Origin of the sequence: Propioniciclava sp., assembly GCF_047602245.1 — a bacterium.
Lineage (GTDB): Bacteria > Actinomycetota > Actinomycetes > Propionibacteriales > Propionibacteriaceae > Propioniciclava.
This window is the reverse complement of sequence record NZ_JASGHT010000001.1, coordinates 2,384,539-2,406,187: the sequence shown is the minus strand read 5'-3', so window position 1 is coordinate 2,406,187 and position 21,649 is coordinate 2,384,539. Positions and strand designations below refer to the sequence as shown.

The window sequence follows — 21,649 nt, the reverse complement described above, 5'->3', positions numbered from 1 at the left end:
CCCCCACCGCCGCCTAGGCGGGAGCGGCGGCGCTCCGCACGGTCAGATCACCTAGCGAGCGTCGTGGTGGCCCCAGGGCGGGCTCATCCGCCATCGGGGCGAGCATCGCGAGCGCCAGGACGATCATGCGCACCGTGGAGGGGTAGAAGGGCCCGAAGAAGATCTCCCAGATGACCAGGATCGCGATCAGGACCGCCAGCCCGCTGGCGCGGTTGCGCGCGACACGGCTCAGGACTCCGCCGAGGATGACGACCAGGAACGCCACGACCAGGATCAGCCCGAACACTCCGCACCGCAGCCACAGGTCGCCGATGATCGAATGGACCTCGAATCCGTTGCCGAACATGTAGCGCTCGACGTAGCCATTGTTCGGTTCGTAGTGCAGCGACGCCATGCCCGACTTGGCCACGTAGACGTCTCGGGAGTTCGGCACCGCCCCCAGGCCGTAGCCCATCGGCTTCTCCAGCAGCAAGGCGAACGTGGCTCCCATCTCCGGGCGTCCACCGAGCAGCAGCGACCCGCTGGTGCGCAGCTGCGACTCGCTGCGCTCGAGTGCGTCCTGACCCAGGTATCCGTCGAGGATGAACGCCTGCATCATGAAGTACGAGCCGGTCGCGATGATCGCCAGCACCAAAGCGACGCGCAGCGGTGTCGATTGCCTCTCCAGCGCCGTCCTGAACCGTTGCCACACCACGATCGCCAAGGTCATCGCCGCCATCGACGCCGCCGACCTGGAATCGTTCAACGCCGAAACGCCGATCAACCCCAGCAGCACCGCGACCTCGAGCTTGAAGCTCCGCCTCCACCACGCGACGGAAAGGCAGCACACCGCCACCGGCAGGAAGAGGCTGAACTTCCAGGGATTCGTGGCATTGAGACCGCTCAGCACCTGGCTGGCCAGGACGCCGATGCCGAAACTCAGCCCGGCAGCAGGCGCTCCCACCACCTTGCGCACCCAGTACAGGGCTCCGGCCGCGACCGCCACCTCCAGCACGAAGGCGATTTGAGCCCGTGTCTGGTTGCCTGAGATCACATGCATGGGAGCGGACGCCTCGTTGAGCAGAAGCCCGTTTCCGATCGCGGCGACGCCGATCGCGGCGACGACCCTGAGGCTGGTCGGCGTGCTGCGCATCCACACCGGCGCCAGGGCCAAGGGGGCGAGCAACGCGAGCGACAGCGGCCCGGTCAGCCTCAGCTGCGAACCGATCGCGAAGGCGAGCGCGACCGCGACCACGGCGTCCAGCGTCGACTCACGCGACGGCATCAGGGGCGTGGCGCGCGGGGGGTGCGCGGTCATGACGCCTCGCTCTGCCACAGCCTCGCCCGGTTCCGGTGAATGTAGATGCTGAACGGGATCACCTGGGCGAACACAACGCAGACCACATTGCTCAGCAGCGGGCCGATGGCCCCCATGGTCGGAGTCACCAGGATCGACAGGAACAACGAACTGAAGGCCATGATCAGGGTCGGGGCGACCTGGAACCGGATCCCCTGAACGTCCATGATGAACATGCCCAGCGGATACAGCGCCGCCTGGGCGATGAGCATCAGGCTGAATGCGATCGCCGTGCTGGCCTGCACGTGCACCTCACCCTTGGTGGTGAACCAGAACACCGGATCACGGACGAGGAAGAACATGGCCAAGGCGGCGGTGCAGGCAACGGCGAAATAGATGCTGAGCCGGTAGGGGCTGGTCCGCAGCGTCCCGGCCGCCCGCTGGCGCGCGAACGACGGCCACAACGCCACTCCCGCCGCCGAGATCATCCCCAGCAGCGAGAGATAGATCTGCGCGGCGGCGGTGTACTCGGCAACCTGGACGGTGGTCGCGGACTGCGCGAGCACGTAGCGCTGCGCCGAAATCGACAGCGGAGTCGACAGCATCTGCGCCATCATCGGCCAGCCGACATCCATGACCCGCACGCCCGGGTAACGCTTCGGGAACCACACCTGCCGCACGGCCAGCAGGCTGGCACCCCAGATCTGGCGAACAGCCACGGCCAGGCCTGTCACCGCGACCACGAAGGTGGACAGGTAGGTGGCCATGCCCGCGAACGCGTACATCGCGGGGCCCCCTTGCAGGATCAACCAGACGAAGACGAAGTTGAGCGGCGGGATGACCCCCTGGATCAGGATGATCAGATAGTTCTTGTTCAGCCCCAGCAGCACCCGCTGCCAGATGCCCATCGGCACGCTGATCGCCCAGACGGAGATGCAGGAGAAGGCCGCCAGCCGCGCCCCGTCGAGGCTTCCCGCCTCACCGAGGACGAAGCTCCAGCCGCCGGTGAGGAAGAGAACCAGGTTCACGATCAGGACGACGCCGGAGAAACAGATCATGATCCGCCAGACCGACATCAGGGTGGAGGCGATCGCCTGCTCCGGATCGCCTTCCTTCCTCGTCGCGATGGCGTTGACCAAGGCGGCCCCCGCACCGAGATCCTGAAACTGCATCAGCGCGGGAAGCGTGGTGATGAGCGCGTAGAGGGCGAAGAACTCGATTCCGGCGTCGCCGAGGATCATGCGCGCGGTCAGGATCCCCATGACCGCGGACAAGATCGTTGTCAGCCCACGCGCGGCCAGTGCTTGGAGCATGGGCCGTTACCGCCCCCGACTGTCCGACTTGCCGTTGCCGTAGGTGGCCGGACGGCTCGACGGCAACCAGGGCCGCTGCTTGGCGTTCTGCCCGTAGGTGCCGTGGTAGCGGCTGTCCACCGTCATCACGGCGCCATTGAGCACCAGCCCGAGCACGGCCGTGCCCGTTGCGGCCATCGCGCTCAGCGCGGCACGGATGGCGCGGCTGGGCGTCTTACTCGCTCGCGCGACGAGAATCACACCGTCCGAGGACGGCGCGAGCCACATGGCGTCGCTGACCGGAAGAACGGGCGGAGTGTCGATGATCACCGCGTCGTACTCACCCCGCGCGATAGCGATCACTTCAGCCAGCCGCCCCGAGGAAATCAACTGCCCGGGATTGGGAACCAGCGGCCCGCCCGCGAGCACGTGCAAATTCTCGTGCCCCCACGGCTGGACGGCCTCTTCGAAGTCGCAATCGTGCAGCAGAACGGTGCTCAGGCCGATGCCGGGCTCCACGCCGGTGAGTCGCGCGATGGACGGATTGCGCAGATCGGCATCGATCACCAGCGTCCGCCGGCCCGCCTCGGCGAAGGTCAGCGCCAAGGCAGCAGACACGCTCGTCTTGCCGTCCGAGGGCCGGGCCGATGTCACGATCAACGTCTGAACCTGCTGGTTGACCGACACGAACCGCAAACTCGCCGCGAGCGCCCGCAGGCCTTCGGCGACCGGTCCGTCGGGCGCCTTCAGCATGGCCGAGGGCAGATTCGCGCTATCGCGGGGAAGACGGGGAATCTCGCCCAGCACCGGGAGGTCGGTGAACTCGGACAGATCATCGGAGTTCCGCGGACGCGAGCGAAGGAACTCGCGCAGAAAGGCCGCCAGGACGGCCACGACCAGGCCCGCAGCGCCACCGCTGAGCGCATAGATTCGATTGTCCGGGGACACGTGCGACACCGGAAGGCTGGCGGGCGAAATCAGCGTCAGCCGCACCGAGGATTGATTGCCGATCCTGGGCGATAGTTCGCTGACCGCCTTGATCAGCGACCGGGAGACCGCCTCGTTCTTGGCCCGCGCCTCCTCGGGCGAGCCTGCGGTCACGGCGAGCTCAAGGATCGTCGTGTTGAGCGGGGTCTCCACGATGACGCTCCGCGCGAGTTGGATGGGGGTCTCCTCCAGCCCGAGTTCATCGATCACCGGCTGCAGCACGTACGGCGACGTGGCCAGCAACGCATACGATTCGACGATGCCGGCGACATAGTTCGACCCCTGAACGATCTCAAGCGTGGTCTGTCCTTGCTCGGGGACGACCATCACCGAGGAAAAAGACCGGTAGAGCTTGGGGAGCGTATTCGCGTACAGGTAACTGCCCACACCACCCAGCAGCACGAGGATGAAAATCAGAAGCACATGCCGCTTCAGGACAGTCAGGTACTGGGCCACTGTCAATGGAGGACTCCCGTCCGAGCGAAAAAACAATCTTGGCGCCGAAGGCCGCGCCCGATCATATGAGTCGATTGTGGACGGCGGTCAGCTCGATTGTCCGAGTCTAGCCGACCTGAAGACGCCCGCTTGACCACGTTCACCGGCGCCACAACCAGCGCGAAGGCGGGTTCTCCGTGGCACCGATCGGTACCACGGAGAACCCGCCTTCGATAAGCAATCCGGCTGTTAATTCTCCCCAGCGAACGCGCCGGTCAGTGATGCGCTGACATCATCGGCCGAGTGGCGCCATTCAGGACTGACGAGGGTTCGGCGCCTCGCCCGGTGCGGCCTCCACCGACCGGACACCCTGGAACGCCGCGTCGGCGACTCCGGCACCCTTCACCGTGGCGCTCCAGTTGTCGATGCGGTAGCGCGAGGATCCCTTCGCAGCACCGCTCTCGTAGGCGATGACGCCTGTCGACCCCGCGGCCTGAAGACTCGCCGCATTGTCGGCCACCACGATCTGCCAGTTCGAGGGCTCGGCGGAGTTCACCGGCCAGGCCTTGGCGCGCACGGTGGTGGACGCCGTTCCCGTGACCTCGACCTTCATGTTGTAGACGGCCCCGGGGGTGAACTTGCCCGCGACCGGTGCACTCTCGCCCAGGCCCGTGTCGTGACGCAGCGCGTACAGACGCGCCGACCCGTCGGCCGAGACCCGCAGGTGCGCGCCGTAGTAGGCGGAGCCGATCTGCCGGCCGACCAGGGTGATCCCGGACGTGCCTTGGGTCTGCAGGCGATCCAGCGAGACCTGAGCGCTCACGACCGCCGACGTGCCGCTGGGAGACCGCAGCGAGGCCGCACGCGTGTCACCAGGGGACAGATCGATGGCGCCGACGCCACCCGACACCGAGAACGCTGCGTTGCCACCGGACAGCGCCCACGTCTCACCCGTATCGGCGCCGCCCCACGTGTTGCTCAGGTTGCGCCCGAACGTATCGGTCGTGGTCTTGGACGACTCGGTCGGAGGCAGCGGCGCGACGGGATCGGTCGGAGTCACCGATCCGCCGCCGGTGATGCGGCCCACGGCGCGGGTACCCGCCGAGACACCCAGCAACTGAGCGACATCCGAGGGCAGCGGGGTGGCGACCGAGCTCAGCGCGCTCGCGCTCACGGTCGATTCGGGGTTGGCGACACATCCGCTCGCCTGAAGGTTCTTCCACGAGGCGTTGCGCCGGCTGATGTCGGCCGGAGACTGCATGAAGTCGTACTTGTCCCGGCCGAGGCCCCACAGCATCAGGTTCAGCTCGGGATTCTGGCGGCGCGCACTGAACAGGTTGCCCGTGGTGGTGAGATTGAAGGTCTCCGCAGAGGAATTGCCGGTCTCGTCGTTGACGAACACCTGGAACCTGGTGCCGCAACCGAAGACGTTGTTGACGATCTGGTTGTTCCGCGTCCGCATCGCGAAGTCCGCCGGGGCCTTGCTCGGACGATTCGTGACCCGATCGTCCTGCGCGACATAGATGCCCATCAGCGAGTAGCCGCTGATCTTGTTGTTCATCACGCGCAGACCCTCGGTGGCCCGCACGTCCATGCCCTTCCGGCCGCCGACGATCTCATTGTTGGCCACGATGCCACGCTTGCTGAGCTCGATGTTGACCTGAAGTTCGCCGTTGTCCTTGACGACGTTGCTGAGCACCATCGGGTCGGTGCTGAACTCGTCGAACCAGACACCGGTCGCGAGGAAGGTGTCGGTCACCAGGTTGTCGGCGACCTTCACGTTCGCCGAGGTGGTGATCTTGATACCCGCGGCGACCGGCTGGACGGGGAATCCTTCGATGTTGTTGTGACGCACCACGGACTTGGTGATGGACGAGTTGCTGGAACTGTCCATGTTCATGCCCATCATGCCGTTGCGTTCGAGCGTGACCTGGCGGACGTTCTTCCCGTTCGCGTGCAACCACAACCCGACCGTGGCGTTATCGGAGACGACGAGGTTCTCAATCGTGCCACCGCGCGCATCGTTGACGATCGCGGCCCGCGCATTGGCGGTGGTCGAGTAGCGCCGGACGCCGAACCCACGGAGGGTGACGTCGGGGGCGATGATGTTCATGGCCTGCTCGAGGTCGCTCGACACCACCTGCTTGCCACCCGGGTCCGTCCCGATCACCAGGCGCCTATTGGCGGCATCGGCGAAGAACGTGCCGCTGGTGACCGCGCCGGCCGACCCGACCTGCTTGAGCGCCTGCCCGTCCACGAACAGCTGGTTGGGGTAGTTCGCAAGCGGGTATTCGCTGCGCACACCGCCCCAGTACGACTGCGCGCCGTAGATCTTCGACCACGGAGCCGTCCAGACGTTGCCCGAGCGCGTCCAGTTGGACACCACCGACGAACCGTCGAACCAGACGACCTCGCCGGGGTAGTTCTGGATCGTGACCTGCTTATCGACATGGACCGACTCGTGATACTGCCCCGCGCGCAGCACGATCGTGCCACCCGACCGGGCCACCACGAGCGCACGCGCGACCGTCTTCACCGGCCTGCTCTGGGTGCCCGGATTGGCGTCGGAACCGCTGTTGCTGACGAAGACGGCGTCCGAGGGCGGGGCGTACGACGCCGAGCCGAGGACCGTTCCTCGGCCCTCGACGCGAGAGCCGACGTAGTTGTCGGCGGCCTGCGCCGCGACCACCGCCGGTCCGAACGTGAACGATGCGGCGGCCAAAGCCGCCGCCGCTGAGATCGAGGCAAGTCTGGTGACCGCCCGACGAGTTGAACTCTGATTCATGGGGGGAAATCCTGTGTCTAGATGCCAGCTCCAGGGGGGGTGGAGCCGAGACCAGATCGTAGCAGGATTCTCTCAGAAACTTATGTAACTCTCAGTAAACAGGTCGTGGTCCGTAGTCAGAGGGCCTTCAGGCGCCCCATCGTCGGACGAGATGCGGGTCAGACCACGCTCGCCAACCGCTCGGCCACCGACTCCATGGTCTCGCGCAGCAGCCGGTAGGCACTCCGGTAGGTGCGCAGCGACCGTCCGGTCGGATCATCGATGTCCATGTCACGAGCAGGAACACTGTGGTAAGGACGAGCACGCAAGGCGGACTGGCGCACGCTCTCGACCGGCTCCAAGCCGTCCCCCTGATGCTGCCCGGTCAGGAACACGAGCTCCCGCATCGAGAAGGTCTTCGACAGCGACCTCGGCGAGGCCTTGACGACCTCCGTTCGCTGAGCCGCGGTCGCGGTCAGGATCAGACCAGCCGCCTCGACGTCCTCACGCCCCAGCCGGTGCGAGCGGAAGCCCTCGCTCTGGATGCCTTCCTCCGCCAGAAGGGAGGCCATCAACCGGTCGATCCCGGTGCCTTGAGTGGCGCGAAGGCCAGCGCTGGCGATCGGCACTCCCCGGACGCCGCGACCCTCGCATTCTTGACGAAGAATCAGCTCGGCGACCGGCGAGCGGCACACGTTTGCCGTGCAGACAAGCAGTATGCCGCCGCCGAGTCGCTCCGCCATCGTCGTCCTTTCCTTCACACGTTCACCATGCCACAGGGCTGATGTGTCAGCTACGAACCTGGTAGTTCTTGAAGCTCAGCACCCGGTTCGACGTCGAAGGACCAGGCGAATACGCCTTCACCCCCACACTCCCCGGCACCTGCAGAGCCGCCGTGCTATCAGTACCCACCAACTGCGGGCTAGTCGGCACAGACGTCCCCTCCACCCAAATACTCGCCGCAACCTTCGTCGGATTCGTACCCGTCACATCCAGCGACACATTCAACACATCACCCGGACGGTAGCTGTAACCAGGAATCACATAACTACCCGCCAGCGCAGTCGTATCACGAAGAACATGCATCCGAACCACACCACCGGACTCGATCCGCACCGAAGCCCCATACACCGAGCTACCGACCTTACGACCGATCAACGTGATCGACTGAGTACCACCAGCGAAACCAGTATCAGACGAGAAACCAATCACACTCCGCGTGCTCGTCGACTGCACCGAAGGAAGCATCGCCTCCCGCGTCCACGACGGCTGCAACAACATCTTGCCGGCACCATCAGCCACCGAGAACGCAGCAGCGCCCCCACTCGTGACCCACGCACCACCAACATCAGCACTACCCCAACCACTCGCCACCGAACGCTCAAAACCGTCCGTGACCAGCGTCTCGCTGCTGGCCGGGGCCTGAACCGTGACCGACTCCGTCACGCTGTGCGTCGCACCCGCGTTATCGGTCACCGTCAACCGCACCGTGAACGTCCCAGCGGCCGCGTACGTGTGCGACGCCTGAGCGCCACTCCCCGTCGCACCATCACCAAAGTCCCACGCATACGACGCGATGCTGCCATCAGGATCAGACGACGCCGAACCATCAACCGACACCGCCAAACCATCAACCGACGAGGTGAACGACGCCACCGGAACCACATTGCCCGCCGGCGGAGCCTTGACCGTCACCGACTCCGTCACGCTGTGCGTCGCACCCGCGTTATCGGTCACCGTCAACCGCACCGTGAACGTCCCAGCAGCCCCATAGGTGTGCGAAGCCTGAGCACCCGTCCCCGTCGAACCATCACCAAAGTCCCACGCATACGACGCGATGCTGCCATCAGGATCAGACGACGCCGAACCATCAACCGACACCGCCAAACCATCAACCGACGAGGTGAACGACGCCACCGGAACCACGTTCGCCGCGGCGGGATTCGGATCGAGGATCTGGTAGTTCTTGAAGCTCAGCACCCGGTTCGACGTCGAAGGACCAGGCGAATACGCCTTCACCCCCACACTCCCCGGCACCTGCAGAGCCGCCGTGCTATCAGTACCCACCAACTGCGGGCTACTCGGCACAGACGTCCCCTCCACCCAAATACTCGCCGCAACCTTCGTCGGATTCGTACCCGTCACATCCAGCGACACATTCAACACATCACCCGGACGGTAGCTGTAACCAGGAATCACATAACTACCCGCCAGCGCAGTCGTATCACGAAGAACATGCATCCGAACCACACCACCGGACTCGATCCGCACCGAAGCCCCATACACCGAGCTACCGACCTTACGACCGATCAACGTGATCGACTGAGTACCACCAGCGAAACCAGTATCAGACGAGAAACCAATCACACTCCGCGTGCTCGTCGACTGCACCGAAGGAAGCATCGCCTCCCGCGTCCACGACGGCTGCAACAACATCTTGCCGGCACCATCAGCCACCGAGAACGCAGCAGCGCCCCCACTCGTGACCCACGCACCACCAACATCAGCACTACCCCAACCACTCGCCACCGAACGCTCAAAACCGTCCGCGGCGATGACGCGCAGCGCGTTGACCGTGACCGTGCGGGTCGTGACGGACTCGGCACCGTCGTCGTCGGTCACCTTGAGGGTGACGATGAAGGTTCCGGACGCCGCATACGTGTGCGACGCCTGAGCGCCACTCCCCGTCGAACCATCACCGAAATCCCACGCATACGACGCGATGCTGCCATCAGGATCGGACGAAGCCGAACCGTCCACCGACAGCGCGAGGCCGTTGGTGTGCGTCGCGAAGCTCGCGCTGGGCACCTGGTTGGGCGGCGCGACGACCTTGACGGTGCGCACCACCGTGGAGGCACCTCCGCGGTCGTCGGTGACGGTCAACGTCACCTCGTAATTGCCCGCGGCGGCGAAGGTGTGACGCGCCGTCACCCCGTTGGCGAACGAACCGTCACCGAAGGCCCACGAGTAGGACTGGAGGGTGCCATCGGCATCCTGGCTTCCCGAGGCGTCGAAGTCGACGTTGAGGTAGTCGGCGGTCGTGGTGAAGTCCGCAGTGGGAAGCTGGTTGGGCGCAGTGGCGACCACCGACAGGGAGTAGGTGGACACCCCACCGCGATCGTCGGTGACCGTCAGGACCACCGTGTAGGCGCCCGGGGTCGCGTAGTCGTGCTCGACGCTGGCGCCGCTGCCCGAGGTGCCGTCACCGAAGTCCCACAGGTAGCTGACGATCGTCCCATCCGAATCCTGCGACGTCGAGGCGTCGAAGGCCGCATGCTGGTCGGTCACCTGGCTGGCGAAGTGGGCAACCGGCAGGGTGTTGATCGAGCCGGCCGTGCCCAGCTGGTAGTGGTCCGAACACTTCCTGGGAGGTGAGCGTCGCGCGGTAGACGGCCACCTCGTCGATCGCACCGGTGAAACCGGCCGCGCCCGCCCAGGAGACGTCGCCGCCGACCCGCCAGTAGCCGTTGAACTGCAGGGCGTCCTGCACGTCGTTCTGCCCCACCAGGGCGCCGTCGACGAAGAGCTGCATGCCCGCCGACGACTGCTGCGCCACGAAATGGTGCCACTGCCCGTCGTTCAGCGCCGCAGTGGACGTGATGGTCGAGGCCTCACCGGACCACGCGCCGAAGGACAGCTTGCCCGCCGCGTCCAGGTAGACGTGACGATCGTAGAGCGTGCTGTTGGCCGCACCGGCGCTGTCACCGAAGCCGACGATCTTTCCTCCGGTCGCGGAGGTCGTATTGAACCAGCCTTCGAGCGCGTAGGTGCTCGGTCCCTGAGTCATCCGCTGGGTGACCAAACGCCCGGTTCCATTGAAGCGGACGGCGCGGTCGTCGACGCCGCTCAGGGCGCCGTTCTGCTGACGGGTGGTGGAGCCGGAGAAGACTCCGGCGGACTGAAAGATACCGCTATCGAGGGCCGACGTCGCGGCCTGGGTGTCGTTCAGCCTCCAGTAGAGGTCGGGATCGAGCGAGTACACGCGATCGCCGTACGGATCGCCGGGCGTCGGCGGGATCAGCGAGGCGCGGCCCGACGCCACCCAATGCTCGTCGATCTCGCGGCGGTCCAGCACACGGTCGTAGATGGCGACATCCTGGATCGTCCCGTTCAGGTAGGCCGACGTTCCCGCATTCGGCCAGTTGCCGAGGGTGTCGCCGCCGAGGCGCCAGTATCCCGAGTAGGCCTGTGCGGACACCACATCCACATTGCGGCCGACCAGCTTGCCGTCGAGCCACAAGGACTGTCCGTCCTTGCCGAGGGAAGCCACCACATGGTGCCACTGGCCGTCGTTGAAGCCCGCCGCGCTACTCACGGTCTTGATCGCACCGGGGTAAACACCGAAGGTGACCCGGCCGTTGTTGCTCAGGTAGACGTGACGGTCGTAGCTGCCCGAGGATCCGGTCATCGCGTTCCCGAAACCGATGAGCTTGCCGCCGCGGGTGCTCGTGGTGCGGAACCAGGTCTCCACCGTGAACTCCTGCGGGCCATCGGTCGACTGCGTGGTGGACGCGGTCGAGCTCGAGGCGCCCCCGAACGCCGCCGCGGTCGCGGTGGAGTTCTGGTGGTGGCCCTGCTGCCCGAAGGTGACGCTCCGGGTGGTCAGGTCGTCCGCGCCGGCCCAGTCCATGCCGACCGCACCGCTGGCGTCATTGAGCGGCCAGTAGTGCTGCGGGGTGTCGCCGAGGACGGCGTCCGCGTAGGCCGTCGGCTGGCCGGTGGCGGTCACCGTGACCGGGGTCCAGTCCGTCCAGGTGGCGTTGCCCTCCGGGTCGGTCACCCGGATGCGGTAGTTGTAGGTCTGACCCGGGGTCAGCTCGGCGTCGGTGTAGGTCAGGCCGGGTCGCTTGAAGAAGGTCGACTTCGACGTGAAGGTGTGCAGAGGAGCGTTGTTGCCCCGGTCCTGACGCAGCACCTCATACTTCAGTTCGGAGTTGTCCCGGTCGAAGTTGGACGGCCAGGTCAGGCGTGCCTGACCGGCGATGAACGAGTTGACGTTCAGCTTGTAGGCACCGCCTTGGACCTGCGGTCCGGACTTCTTCGGAGCGATCGATCGCATCGCGAAGCGCACCAGGCCCTGCTGGCTCACGCCGTTGACCGCGGGGAACTCCCCACCGAAGACCACGTAGCGGTCGTTGCCGGAGACCGACCATGCCGCCTGGGCCTGGCCGGTGAACGTACCGGTGCTCCAGCGCGGGTACCAGTTGAGCGGACGCGGCGCCTGGATACCGGTGAAGCTGGCGTAGCCGTAGATGTCCGGCGTGATCAGCTGGCCGGTCGGCTCCTTCGAGAACGCCAGCGTGTGATGGAACTCCCACGGCTGGCTGGTCTGAGGGAAGCCACCGATGTTGCCGCAGTAGTGCGGGTGACCCGCGATGAAGACGGCGCCGGCCACGGAGGCGACGTCATAGGTGTCGCCGTGGCAGTCTTCCAGCCACACGATCGAGCCGTCGTTCCACGACATGCGAACGGACCCCTCGAGGCCGTCCTCGTCGGTGCCGTAGAAGTCCCAGGCGGTCGCGTACACCGAATCGCCGTCGGACGAGAGGCTGTACATGCCGGCGTTCTTGTCGGCGTTACGGACGACCGCGTTGGCCGCCCACGGCAGCGAAGCACCGCTGGACGCATCGAGCGCGGCCAAGCCGCGGCCCGGATTCGTGGAGCCGTTGACCGAGGTGAAGTCACCGCCGATCACGACCTTGGCGCCGTCGGGCGAGACCACGACACCGCGGGCGCCGTAGCCACCGAGCACCTCGGCGTTGAACGGGAGCAGCGCGCCGGTGACGGCGTCCACCGCGGCCACCTTGGTGCGCGCCACGCCGTTGACCGTGGTGAAGTCACCGGCGAGGTAGACGACGTTGCCATGCCTCTTCGCGCTGTACACGCGGGCGTTCATGATCGGCTGCCAAGGCAGCAGGTTGCCCGTCGCGGCATCCAGGGCCGCCGCACGGTAGCGCGCCTGGCCGTTGACCTGCGTGAAGATGCCGGTCACGTAGATGACCGAACCGTCGGGCGACACGCTCACGCCCCGCACCGCACCATTGGTGGTCGGAGCCCAGGACGGGTCCAGGACGCCGGTCTCGATGTTGTAGGCCAGCAGATTGCCGCGAGGGGACAGGTTCTGCCCCGCACTCGCTCCCGCAGGCCTGGCGTTCGAGAACTCGCCGCCCACGTAGACCTTCGATCCGCTCACGGCCTGCGACCACGCGACGCCGTCGATCTGTGTGGTCGGCAGCGGATCGGCGGTCACCGGCGGGTCATCGAAGATATGCCCTGATTCCGCGGCGCTGGCCACCTGTGTCGGCCCCACGACGAGATAGCCCAGAGCCATCAAGACGGCGAGGACAATCGATGTCACCGCACGGGTTTTCGGGCGCACTGAAGCGCAAGTATTAGTCACAGTTCCCCCTAAACCGCACTACCCCCCTTGCCGGCATCATCTCGATGTGCCGGCCCCCCGGAAGTATTACGGTTACCTTTTTATTTTCCCCCGGAACGAGTAACCAGACTCGTGCCGTAATCATTCTAGGATGGGACCGGACGCTTGGGAAGCCTGCACCCGTCCGTCTCACCCTGAGATTCTCGTTAACTCCTCAGGTCGGTATGACCTCGGCGAGGCCGACCTAGATACCACCATCCGATGGCCAAACGGGCGCACGCCAGCCCGCCGTACCTCGTACGACGAAATATACCGCGCGCCCGTCAGAGGTCAGCGTGCGTCGCCCCGGAACACCGCGGCCGGGCGGCCCTGGCCGGTGTCCACCGCGACGGTGACATCCGAGGACGCCTCCGGGTACAACCGGAACAGATAGACGCCGCGGGATTCCCCGTCGGGGGCAAGCGACCCTGAGAACGGGCTCCCCCCCGGGGCCGTCAGGGTCTCCAAAGGCGTGAGCGCCTCGCCGTAATAGCCGTTGACCACCACGGCATCCAACGCGGCGCTCTCAGAGCCTTCGTTGTGGATCAGGACGGTCAGCCGCAGGGCTTCGCCCGCGACCTCACCGGGCAGGCGTGCCTCGCCCTGCACCTTTTCGATCTTCTCCAGCGACACGGTCAGGCGTCCGGGCAGCTCCGAGTCGGAATCGAGCCCCACCGCGGGCATCTCGGGGAGCACGCCGGCCACGGGCGATGCCGACGGCGCGACGGGATCGACCGCGGGCCGACCCGCGGGATCGTTCGCCGGCGGCACCGCATCAGAGGACGCCGCGGGCGTCGACGTCTGGCCACCGGCGTCGGGAACCTGGGCGGAGGACGGGCTCGGCGAGGCGGGCGCCGCACCGGGCCGCCCGGACCAGACCGCCCAGATCCCCACCGCGAGGACCGCGGCCACGAGAATCCCGATCAGAACACGACGCCGCACCACGACCTCATTCGACTTCTGCTGTTCGTCCACCGCACCGCTCCATTTCCGTTCTACCCCACCCGACTCCAACACGATCCTTCAGTATTGAAGTTCCGAACTCTCGCATCGCGCCTCGAACAACCGGGCAATGCGAAAGCAATTTCGCGGTACACGCATCATGCAATACCAGCCAGCATGCATTGTATGGGCTATCTACCCCGCACACCAACCATCATCCACGCGTGGCGAAAGACGGAAAAGAGGTGAATCGTCAGGCCCGGGCCGACGTGAGCGAACGCACGTCACGGAACCACTTCGGCAGCGCCAAAAGCAGGAAGAAGACCGTGGCGAGGGTGAGGAGACCATAGATCGCGACGAACACGCTCGTGGCCCCGTACAACGCGAACGTCAGGCAGAGAATCCCGTAGTCGGTGGGCAGAACCAGGACCGAACGCAGCCATGGCATCCGTCCGCCGGAGGCCGCCTTCGAAGTCACCCCGTGCGCGCGGCGCAACTGTTCGGTCAGGATCATCCCGAAGAACAGCACCGAGGAGACGGCCGCATTGACGAGCGGAACCAGCAACCAGATCGGTTCGATCGCAGCGAATCGCCACAATCCGATCAGCATGCCCAAGGGCAGGGTGACCACCTTCAGCGCGTCGACGATATGGTCGAGCCATTCGCCGGCGGGGCTACCCAAACCGGTCAAGCGGGCGACCTGGCCGTCGGCGGAGTCCCACGCGTAGCCCAGCACGAGCAACACCATCACGACGAGGCCGAGCCACCACGACGGGGGTAGGGCGATGAGGAGCGCAATGCCCGTGAACGTGTGCAGGGCGCTCACCCCGGTGACCTGGTTCGGGGTCATCCCCGCCTTGTAGGCCGCCGCGGCGAGGTAGCGTCCGATCTTGCGATTGACGAACCTCGAGTAGGCGGGCGCGCTGCGCGCCGCACCCTTCTGTGCGCTAGCCAGCCTTGAAACCACCGCGCCATACGATTCGGTCACGCGTCCACCTCACTTACCAAGTACTTCAATTTGCCTCCGGGGGACTCCAGTGAGTCCACGTACCGGATAGTCACGGGCACCAGATCGCGGAGTTGCCGCCGGAAACCCTCGATGACCCGCTCGATATTCTCTTCCGCGTTCTCCTCGTCGCCACGGACCACGAGGACCTCGATCGAGTAGTCACGGGCCTGCCGCACCTGGAACATGCGGACCGCACGCGGATAATTGCCGAACATCCCCATGATCCCGTGGTTGGACCCACCGCCGCCGGGCAGCCTGATCAGGTCGGTGGTCCGGCCCTGCACCGGCTCCATCACCGGCAACCCGATGCCGCATGGGCAGGGCCCCTCGCGCAAGATCCCGCGATCGCCGAGGCGATAGCGGATGATCGGGAACACTCTGTTGGCCAGATCGGTGATCACGATGTCGCCGAGCGTGCCCGCCGGCACCGGCTGACCGTTCTCGTCGACGATCTCGAGCATCCGGGCGTCGGCGAAGATGTGCAGACCGTTCTGCTCGCGGCACTCCCCCGCCATCCAGTTGACCTCGGAACCGCGGTACTCGTCGTAGACCGGAACGCCGTAGACCGACTCGAGGCGCTGGCGCACGCTCTCGGTCAACGGGGCCGCAGTGGTCGCGATGGCGCGCAGGCTGGGCACCCGCAGGTCGTGCTCGTCCAGGAAATCCGCGAAGGCGACCATCGCCCCGACGTAGCCCTCGAGGAGGGCCGGCCGGGTGCGGAGAAGCCGCCGGTGGAAGTCCGCCATCGAGGCCGGATCGAAGTACTTGGCATCGAGGTAGACCTGCGAGGAGGGCCACCACGACAGCGTCGACTTGACCGAGTCGAGGCGTCCGAACCCCCAGCGGCCGATGCGCGCCAGGTTGTCCCACGGCTCGATGCCCCACCAGCGGTACATGCGCCAGGCCAGGGCCAACAGCGGCACCCGCGCGTCGCGGCGGATCCGCAACGGCTCGCCGGTGCTCCCACCGGTCAGGCCCACGACGGCATTGCGCGGCGTCGCCTCGGCGCTCAGCACCTCGGACTCATGCTCGCGCAGGCTCGCGCGATCGGTGATCGGTATCCGCGCCCATTCCGCGGGCTCCTCGATCCGATCCAGATCGACGCCGGCGTCCTTCAGCAGACGGGTGTAGTAGGGCGACTGCTCGGCGGCGAACCGTGCGATGGACGCCGCGCGCTCCCGCTGCAGCGTCAGAACCTCCGCGGGCGTGAGGCGCTCGTGCGCCAGAAGCTCTCGAAGGTAGTCGCCCGAGCGGTGCTTGATGGTTCGGCTTTTCGCGACGAACGCGAGCTCGGCGAGACTCGGCATATCAGCCGTTCTCCCCGCGTCCGGGTCGCCGCCGCCGCGTTCCCCACCAGGGCCCGCTGACCTCGCCGGCGACGAGCCGGCGCGCCAGGTCCTCGTAGCCGTCGGCCACGTGATCCCAGTCGTAGGCGCGGGCGCGCTCCTGGAGCCGTTCCCCGCGGCTGAGCTGATCGTCGACGTCGGCCTCCGCCCGCTCGACCGCCTTCGCCACATCGGCGGGATCGCCGAAGAACAGCCCGTCAGCACCCACCACCTCGCGGTTGAATGCGACGTCGAACGCGGTCGTCGCCGCCCCGGCACCGATCGCGCGCAGCAGCGACGGATTCGTGCCGCCCACCGAATGCCCGTGAAGGTAACTGAGGCAGTGTGCGTACATCTGGTCCAGCAGGTCCTGATCCCAGACCCCGCCGAAGAAACGCACGCGCGGGTCACCCTCGGCGAGCGAGCGGACCTTCGCCACGTACCAATCGGCATAGGGCGCCGACCCGACCACGACCAGCGGCCGGGTCGCGGAGGAGCGCAGGTACCCCTCGACGATCATGTCGACATGATTCTCGGGCTCGAACCGGGCAACGACCAAGTGGAACCCGTCCGGGGACAGGCCGGCCTCGGCCAGCTTGTCGGAGGCCACGTCGGTGAGGATGGGCGCCCCGTAAGTGATGAGTTCGGTCGGGACGCCGAACTCCTCTTGGTAATAGTCGGCGATTCCCTGCGCGTCGGCAATCAGCGCATCCGACATCCACACCGAGGCCGTCTCGGCCCCGCGGTAGTAAGCCTGTCCCTTGGGCCCCCACTTGGCGCGCTTCCATTCCAGTCCGTCCACATGCGTGGCCACCGGGATGCGCGCGGCGCGGATCACCGGGAGGAACGGCGCGTTGGCGGCGTTGAACAAGAAGGCTGCATCGGTGCGGTGCGTTGCGAGATGAAGCGCGGAAAGGCCGGTGTGGCTGAGCGTCTCAAGCGCACGATGACGCAGAGCAGGCAGCGTCACCAGTTTCATGCCGCGGTAGGAATCGGTCACCTCGGAATTGCCGGTGCGGCAATAGACGCGGATGTCATGCCCCCGCTCGACCAGGCGGGTCCCGATTTCTTCGATGGCGGTTTCGAAGCCCCCGTAGCGCGCCGGGGCGCCGCGGGTACCGACCATCGCAATCGACAGCGCTCGGCTCATGAGGCGGCCTGGCCGAGCTCGGCGGTGTTGCCTCGGGTCAGGAACTCCCGCAGCATGGTCGAGGACGTCCCCGCCGTGTACGGCAGGTAGAGCACCCGGGCGCCGACCTCGGCCATCTCGGCCTCGAGCTGGGCGCCCTTCGGCGTCCCCAGCCAGTCGTCGCCCTTGAAAAGTACGTCGAACGGGTGCCGCCGCCAGGCTTCGCGCTTGTCCTGCGACACATCCGTCACCACGTCATCGACGAATCGCAGGTGTGCGACCAGTTCCATGCGCTCACGATGCGGCACCACCGGTGCACGGTTCTTCATCGCGATCAGCGCCTCGTCGGTGGCCACGCCCACGATGAGGCGGTCGCAACGTTCCCGTGCCGCGCGCAAGATATTCAAATGCCCGATGTGCAGCATGTCGAACCCGCCCGGCACATAGCCGACGACGGTGTGTGAAGTCGTCATTCTTTTCCCATCCCCCGATGAAAATTCTCGAGACCCTTCCGCAACCGGCAGTGTCTCCGTTTCACGCCCCCATGCCCGCAACGCTCGAACGATCGTCTACGGGGGGCGCTTTGAACTATCCTAGCCCCGAATTCCCCTAAGGTGAGAACTGCCACCATGTGGAGGGCAGCCGTACCCGGTGGTGACCTATGCCCCCCGACACGATCGGAGACCCCATGCCTGAATCCGTCCGCGACACCGTTCTGCTCGCGCATCCTTCGCCGGATCTGTACGGTTCCGATCTTCAGATGCTCGAGACCGTCACCGGTTTCGTGGACGACGACTGGCGGGTGGTGGTCGTCCTGCCGAAGGAGGGCCCGCTGCTGCCGCTGCTCGTCGAGCGCGGCGCCGAGGTCCGCATCATGCGGTTCCCGGTCGTCAGCCGCTCCCTGCTCCATCCGCGCCGGTTCCTGGGGTTCGTGGCCGACACCGTGCGCGCGCAGATCGGCGCCCACCGCGAGATCCGGCGTGTGAGGCCGTCGGTCGTCTGGGTGAACACGGTGACCTGCCCGGTGTGGCTGTCGGCGGCTCGCAGCGCCGGCACCCGCGCCGTGGTGCACGTGCACGAGGCGGAGGAGGACGGCAGCAAGCTGGTGCGGATGGCCCTGGTCTCGCCGCTGGCGTTGGCCCGGACGATCGTGGTGAACAGCCGCGCGGCGTCCCGTGCCATCACCGACGCGCTGCCTTTCCTGCGCGCCAAGATCGATCTCGTCTACAACGGCGTCCCCGGGCCCGAGCACGAGCCGGTGCCGCCCGCGCCGCACCAGGGCACGACCAGGATCGCGCTCGTCGGCCGGCTGAGCCCCCGCAAGGGCAGCGACACCGCCCTGGAGGCCACCGCGCTGTTGCGCGCCGAGGGCCTCGACGTCCACCTTGACCTCTACGGGGCGGTGTTCCCCGGGTACGAGTGGTTCGAGACCGAATTGCGCGAGCGCGCCGCGCGCCCGGACCTCGACGGTGCCGTCACCTTCCATGGGTACGTCCGTCCGGTGTGGCGGTCGCTGGAGGCCGCCGACGTGGTCATCGTGCCGTCGCGGGTGGAGCCGTTCGGCAATGTGGCGGTCGAGGCTCAGATGGCCTGCCGTCCCGTGGTCGTCTCGGCGGTGCAGGGGCTGACCGAGATCGTCAGCGACGGCGACAACGGTCTGCACGCCCAGACCGCCTCGGCCGCCGACCTGGCACGTGCGGTCGGTTCGGTGATCCGCTCCCCCGAGCTCGCCCATCGGCTCGCGCTCGCCGGCCGGCGCAACGCACTGGACCGGTTCACCGTCGAGCGCTACCGCAGCGAGATCGCGCGCGTGCTGGACGAGGCGAACTCCTAGGCTCGCCGGCGCGGCCGAGGCGTCGCTCCGCGACGCTGCCGTGCCCCCGGCGGGACTCGAACCCGCACTGAAGCGGGTTTAAGCCGCCTGCCTCTGCCGATTGGGCCACGGGGGCAACGCCGGGCCTGGACCCGAGTCTAGTGTTGGGCCGGCCCGGCTCAGGCCAGCAGGGCGGCCACCAGGCCGTCCAGGATGTCCGCCTCGCTGACCCGCAGGTCCACCGGCATCCGGACGCCGACCCGGTGACAGATCAGCGCACCGGCGCAGATCACGTCGGCGCGACCCGGCACCATGGTCGGGATCTGGAGCACCTGCGCCACCGGCTCGACCAGCAGCCGGGCCGACAACTCGGCCAGATCGGAGCGCGCCAGCAGCGACCCGTGCACGCGCGCGCGGTCGTAGACGTCCAGGCGCTGCACGATCGCCGACAGCGAGGTGGCGGTGCCGCCGACGCCGATCCAAGTGCGCTGGCGGTCGAAGTCGATGCCGGAGGCGTCCAGCAGGTCGTCGATGAACTCGCTCGCCTCCGCGATCTCGTCGGGGCGCGGCGGGTCGCCGAACAGGAACCGCTCCCGCAGCCGCACCGATCCCATGTCGAGCGAGATGCCCCGCAGCGGCGCGCCGGGGCGGCCCGAGACCAGCTCGGTGGAGCCGCCGCCGATGTCCATCACCAGGGCCGGAGTCTGAGCGTCCGGGATCGCCGACAGCGCCCCGTCGAAGGACAGCCGGGCCTCTTCGTCGCCGGAGATGATCTCGGCGTCCACGCCCAGGCGTGCGCGGACGCCGGCGTAGAACTCGTCGCGGTTGCGCGCATCCCGCGCGGCGGAGGTGGCCACGAACCGGACGCGCCCCACGCCGAATTCGCCGAGCATCGCGGCGTACTCGTCACAGGCCGCCATGGTGCGCGCGAGGGCATCGGGGTGGAATTCGCCGGTGGCGTCCACGCCCTGCCCCAGCCGGGTCAGCCGCAGGTCGCGGTGCACTTCCCGGAAACCGCCCGGCTGCGGCGCCGCCTCGGCGACCAGCAGGCGGATCGAGTTGGTGCCACAGTCGACCGCAGCGACGCGGGTGCTCATGCTTCCTCCAGGCAGGGACGGGTCCAGAACTCACCGAGGGCGTCCAGCACCTCGTCGCCGAGCGGGTTGACGCCGCGCCCGGCCGCCAGCGCGTGCCCGGCGAGGACGTGCAGGCACTTGACCCGCCCCGGCATGCCGCCTGCGGAGACGCCCGCGATCTCGGGCACCTCGCCCAGCGCGGCCCGGTCGGCCAGGTAGGCCTCGTGCGCGGCGCGGTAGGACGCGGCCAGCGCCTCGTCGGTGGCCAGCCGCTCGGTCATCTCGGCCATCACGCCGGACGACTCCAACGTCGAACAGCCCGCGACCGCGCGCGGGCAGGTCAAGTAGTAGGTGGTCGGGAACGGCGTCCCGTCGGGCAGTCTCGGCTCGGTGGCGACCACGCCGGGCTTGCCGCACGGGCAGCGCCACGCGATGCCGGCGATGCCACGCGGCGTCCGGCCGAGCTGGTCGGCGAGCACGGCGACATCGGACGCCGTAGCGGTCTCGTAGGTGGGCACCCGCCCCACCCTACGCTCAGCGCGCGGGGCCATCCACCCGGTCGGCTTCCTTCATGGACGCGGCGACGCGGTCCCACCAGCGCTCCTCAAGGCCGCTGACGTGGGCTCCGCCGACCCCGTCGATGCCCTCGGTACCCGACAGCATCGACCCGTCGGCGCCGATCACCCGGTAGCCGACCTCGCCGGGCATCACCCAGCCCAGCCGCGAGCGCGCCTGCGCGCTGACGAACGCCGGGTCGTTCCAGCGGACGAGTTCATCCTCCAAGGCGGCGATCTGCTGGTTGCGCTGCTCGATCTGGGCGTTGGCCAAGGCAAGCTGCTGTGACTGCATCAGCCACACGCGCAGCGCGCCCGCGAACGAGAACACCAGCAGCACCACGACGGTGAACACGGCGAGCGCCCGCCGGGTGAACCCCAACCGCGGACGCCTCCCGCGCGCAGCCTGCGGCGTCCGGGAGGCCCGGGCCGGCCGGGGTGCCTCCGCCGCCTCGACCGACACCGGGGACGCCGGCGATGTGCGGGGTCGGCGGGTCGACCGTCCGCGCCCGGACGGCTGACGGTTCAGCCGGTTGTCACCCAAGGAAGAACGCCTCTCGTGCGCGAAGTGGTGGTCTCGAAACACCAGGGTAGGCGCAACGGCGCCACAATCCAGATCCGACACCCCG

The 21,649-nt window shown here is 67.2% G+C and carries 16 protein-coding genes and 1 tRNA gene; 1 reads left to right on the top strand and 16 read right to left on the bottom strand.

What is annotated here, in order from left to right:
- Positions 1 to 13 precede the first annotated feature (13 nt).
- From QM708_RS11415 to QM708_RS11360, 12 genes are all read right to left on the bottom strand, one after another.
- The gene (locus tag QM708_RS11415) at positions 14 to 1,297 is read right to left on the bottom strand and encodes an O-antigen ligase family protein (protein WP_415108356.1); all 1,284 of its coding nucleotides are present in this window, start codon (positions 1,295 to 1,297) and stop codon (positions 14 to 16) included.
- On the bottom strand, positions 1,294 to 2,538 hold the full coding sequence (locus tag QM708_RS11410) for a hypothetical protein (protein ID WP_415108353.1): 1,245 nt from the start codon (positions 2,536 to 2,538) through the stop codon (positions 1,294 to 1,296). The genes QM708_RS11415 and QM708_RS11410 overlap by 4 nt, the downstream gene beginning before the upstream one ends.
- 57 nt (positions 2,539 to 2,595) lie before the next feature.
- Complete coding sequence (locus QM708_RS11405; protein WP_415108350.1) at positions 2,596 to 4,011, bottom strand: polysaccharide biosynthesis tyrosine autokinase; 1,416 nt, start codon at positions 4,009 to 4,011, stop codon at positions 2,596 to 2,598.
- A gap of 292 nt (positions 4,012 to 4,303) precedes the next feature.
- Positions 4,304 to 6,775 (bottom strand): right-handed parallel beta-helix repeat-containing protein, encoded by a 2,472-nt coding sequence (locus QM708_RS11400; protein WP_415108347.1) that lies wholly within the window; start codon positions 6,773 to 6,775, stop codon positions 4,304 to 4,306.
- Between the two features lie 158 nt (positions 6,776 to 6,933).
- Positions 6,934 to 7,497 carry a hypothetical protein gene (locus QM708_RS11395; protein ID WP_415108344.1) on the bottom strand — a complete coding sequence of 188 codons (564 nt, stop codon included), beginning with the start codon at positions 7,495 to 7,497 and terminating at the stop codon, positions 6,934 to 6,936.
- A 46-nt stretch (positions 7,498 to 7,543) separates the two neighbouring features.
- A complete protein-coding gene (locus QM708_RS11390; RefSeq protein ID WP_415108341.1) occupies positions 7,544 to 10,042 on the bottom strand; it encodes a PKD domain-containing protein in 2,499 nt (832 codons plus the stop codon).
- On the bottom strand, positions 9,957 to 13,112 hold the full coding sequence (locus tag QM708_RS11385) for a LamG-like jellyroll fold domain-containing protein (RefSeq protein ID WP_415108338.1): 3,156 nt from the start codon (positions 13,110 to 13,112) through the stop codon (positions 9,957 to 9,959). Before QM708_RS11385 ends, QM708_RS11390 begins: the two co-directional genes overlap by 86 nt.
- Before the next feature lie 351 nt (positions 13,113 to 13,463).
- Positions 13,464 to 14,147 (bottom strand): hypothetical protein, encoded by a 684-nt coding sequence (locus tag QM708_RS11380; RefSeq protein ID WP_415108335.1) that lies wholly within the window; start codon positions 14,145 to 14,147, stop codon positions 13,464 to 13,466.
- Between the two features lie 220 nt (positions 14,148 to 14,367).
- Positions 14,368 to 15,102, bottom strand: coding sequence for a CDP-alcohol phosphatidyltransferase family protein (locus tag QM708_RS11375; protein ID WP_415108332.1), 735 nt, complete (start codon positions 15,100 to 15,102; stop codon positions 14,368 to 14,370).
- Positions 15,099 to 16,430, bottom strand: a complete 1,332-nt coding sequence (locus QM708_RS11370; protein WP_415108329.1) for a phenylacetate--CoA ligase family protein — start codon at positions 16,428 to 16,430, stop codon at positions 15,099 to 15,101. Before QM708_RS11370 ends, QM708_RS11375 begins: the two co-directional genes overlap by 4 nt.
- A 1-nt stretch (position 16,431) precedes the next feature.
- The gene (locus tag QM708_RS11365) at positions 16,432 to 17,598 is read right to left on the bottom strand and encodes a DUF1972 domain-containing protein (protein WP_415108326.1); all 1,167 of its coding nucleotides are present in this window, start codon (positions 17,596 to 17,598) and stop codon (positions 16,432 to 16,434) included.
- Positions 17,595 to 18,050: an adenylyltransferase/cytidyltransferase family protein gene (locus QM708_RS11360; protein WP_415108323.1), complete on the bottom strand. Its 456-nt coding sequence runs from the start codon at positions 18,048 to 18,050 to the stop codon at positions 17,595 to 17,597. Before QM708_RS11360 ends, QM708_RS11365 begins: the two co-directional genes overlap by 4 nt.
- Positions 18,051 to 18,265: 215 nt before the next feature.
- Here QM708_RS11360 and QM708_RS11355 point away from each other — a divergent pair, with 215 nt between their 5' ends.
- The gene (locus tag QM708_RS11355; protein ID WP_415108320.1) at positions 18,266 to 19,411 is read left to right on the top strand and encodes a glycosyltransferase family 4 protein; all 1,146 of its coding nucleotides are present in this window, start codon (positions 18,266 to 18,268) and stop codon (positions 19,409 to 19,411) included.
- Positions 19,412 to 19,452: 41 nt separating this feature from the next.
- On the opposite strand, the gene QM708_RS11350 is transcribed toward QM708_RS11355, so the two are convergent.
- From QM708_RS11350 to QM708_RS11335, 4 genes are all read right to left on the bottom strand, one after another.
- A tRNA-Leu gene (locus tag QM708_RS11350) sits at positions 19,453 to 19,526 on the bottom strand.
- Between the two features lie 43 nt (positions 19,527 to 19,569).
- Complete coding sequence (locus QM708_RS11345) at positions 19,570 to 20,487, bottom strand: exopolyphosphatase (RefSeq protein WP_415108318.1); 918 nt, start codon at positions 20,485 to 20,487, stop codon at positions 19,570 to 19,572.
- Positions 20,484 to 20,984, bottom strand: coding sequence for a DUF501 domain-containing protein (locus QM708_RS11340; RefSeq protein ID WP_415108315.1), 501 nt, complete (start codon positions 20,982 to 20,984; stop codon positions 20,484 to 20,486). Before QM708_RS11340 ends, QM708_RS11345 begins: the two co-directional genes overlap by 4 nt.
- 16 nt (positions 20,985 to 21,000) lie before the next feature.
- Complete coding sequence (locus QM708_RS11335) at positions 21,001 to 21,564, bottom strand: FtsB family cell division protein (RefSeq protein ID WP_415108312.1); 564 nt, start codon at positions 21,562 to 21,564, stop codon at positions 21,001 to 21,003.
- Positions 21,565 to 21,649 lie beyond the last annotated feature (85 nt).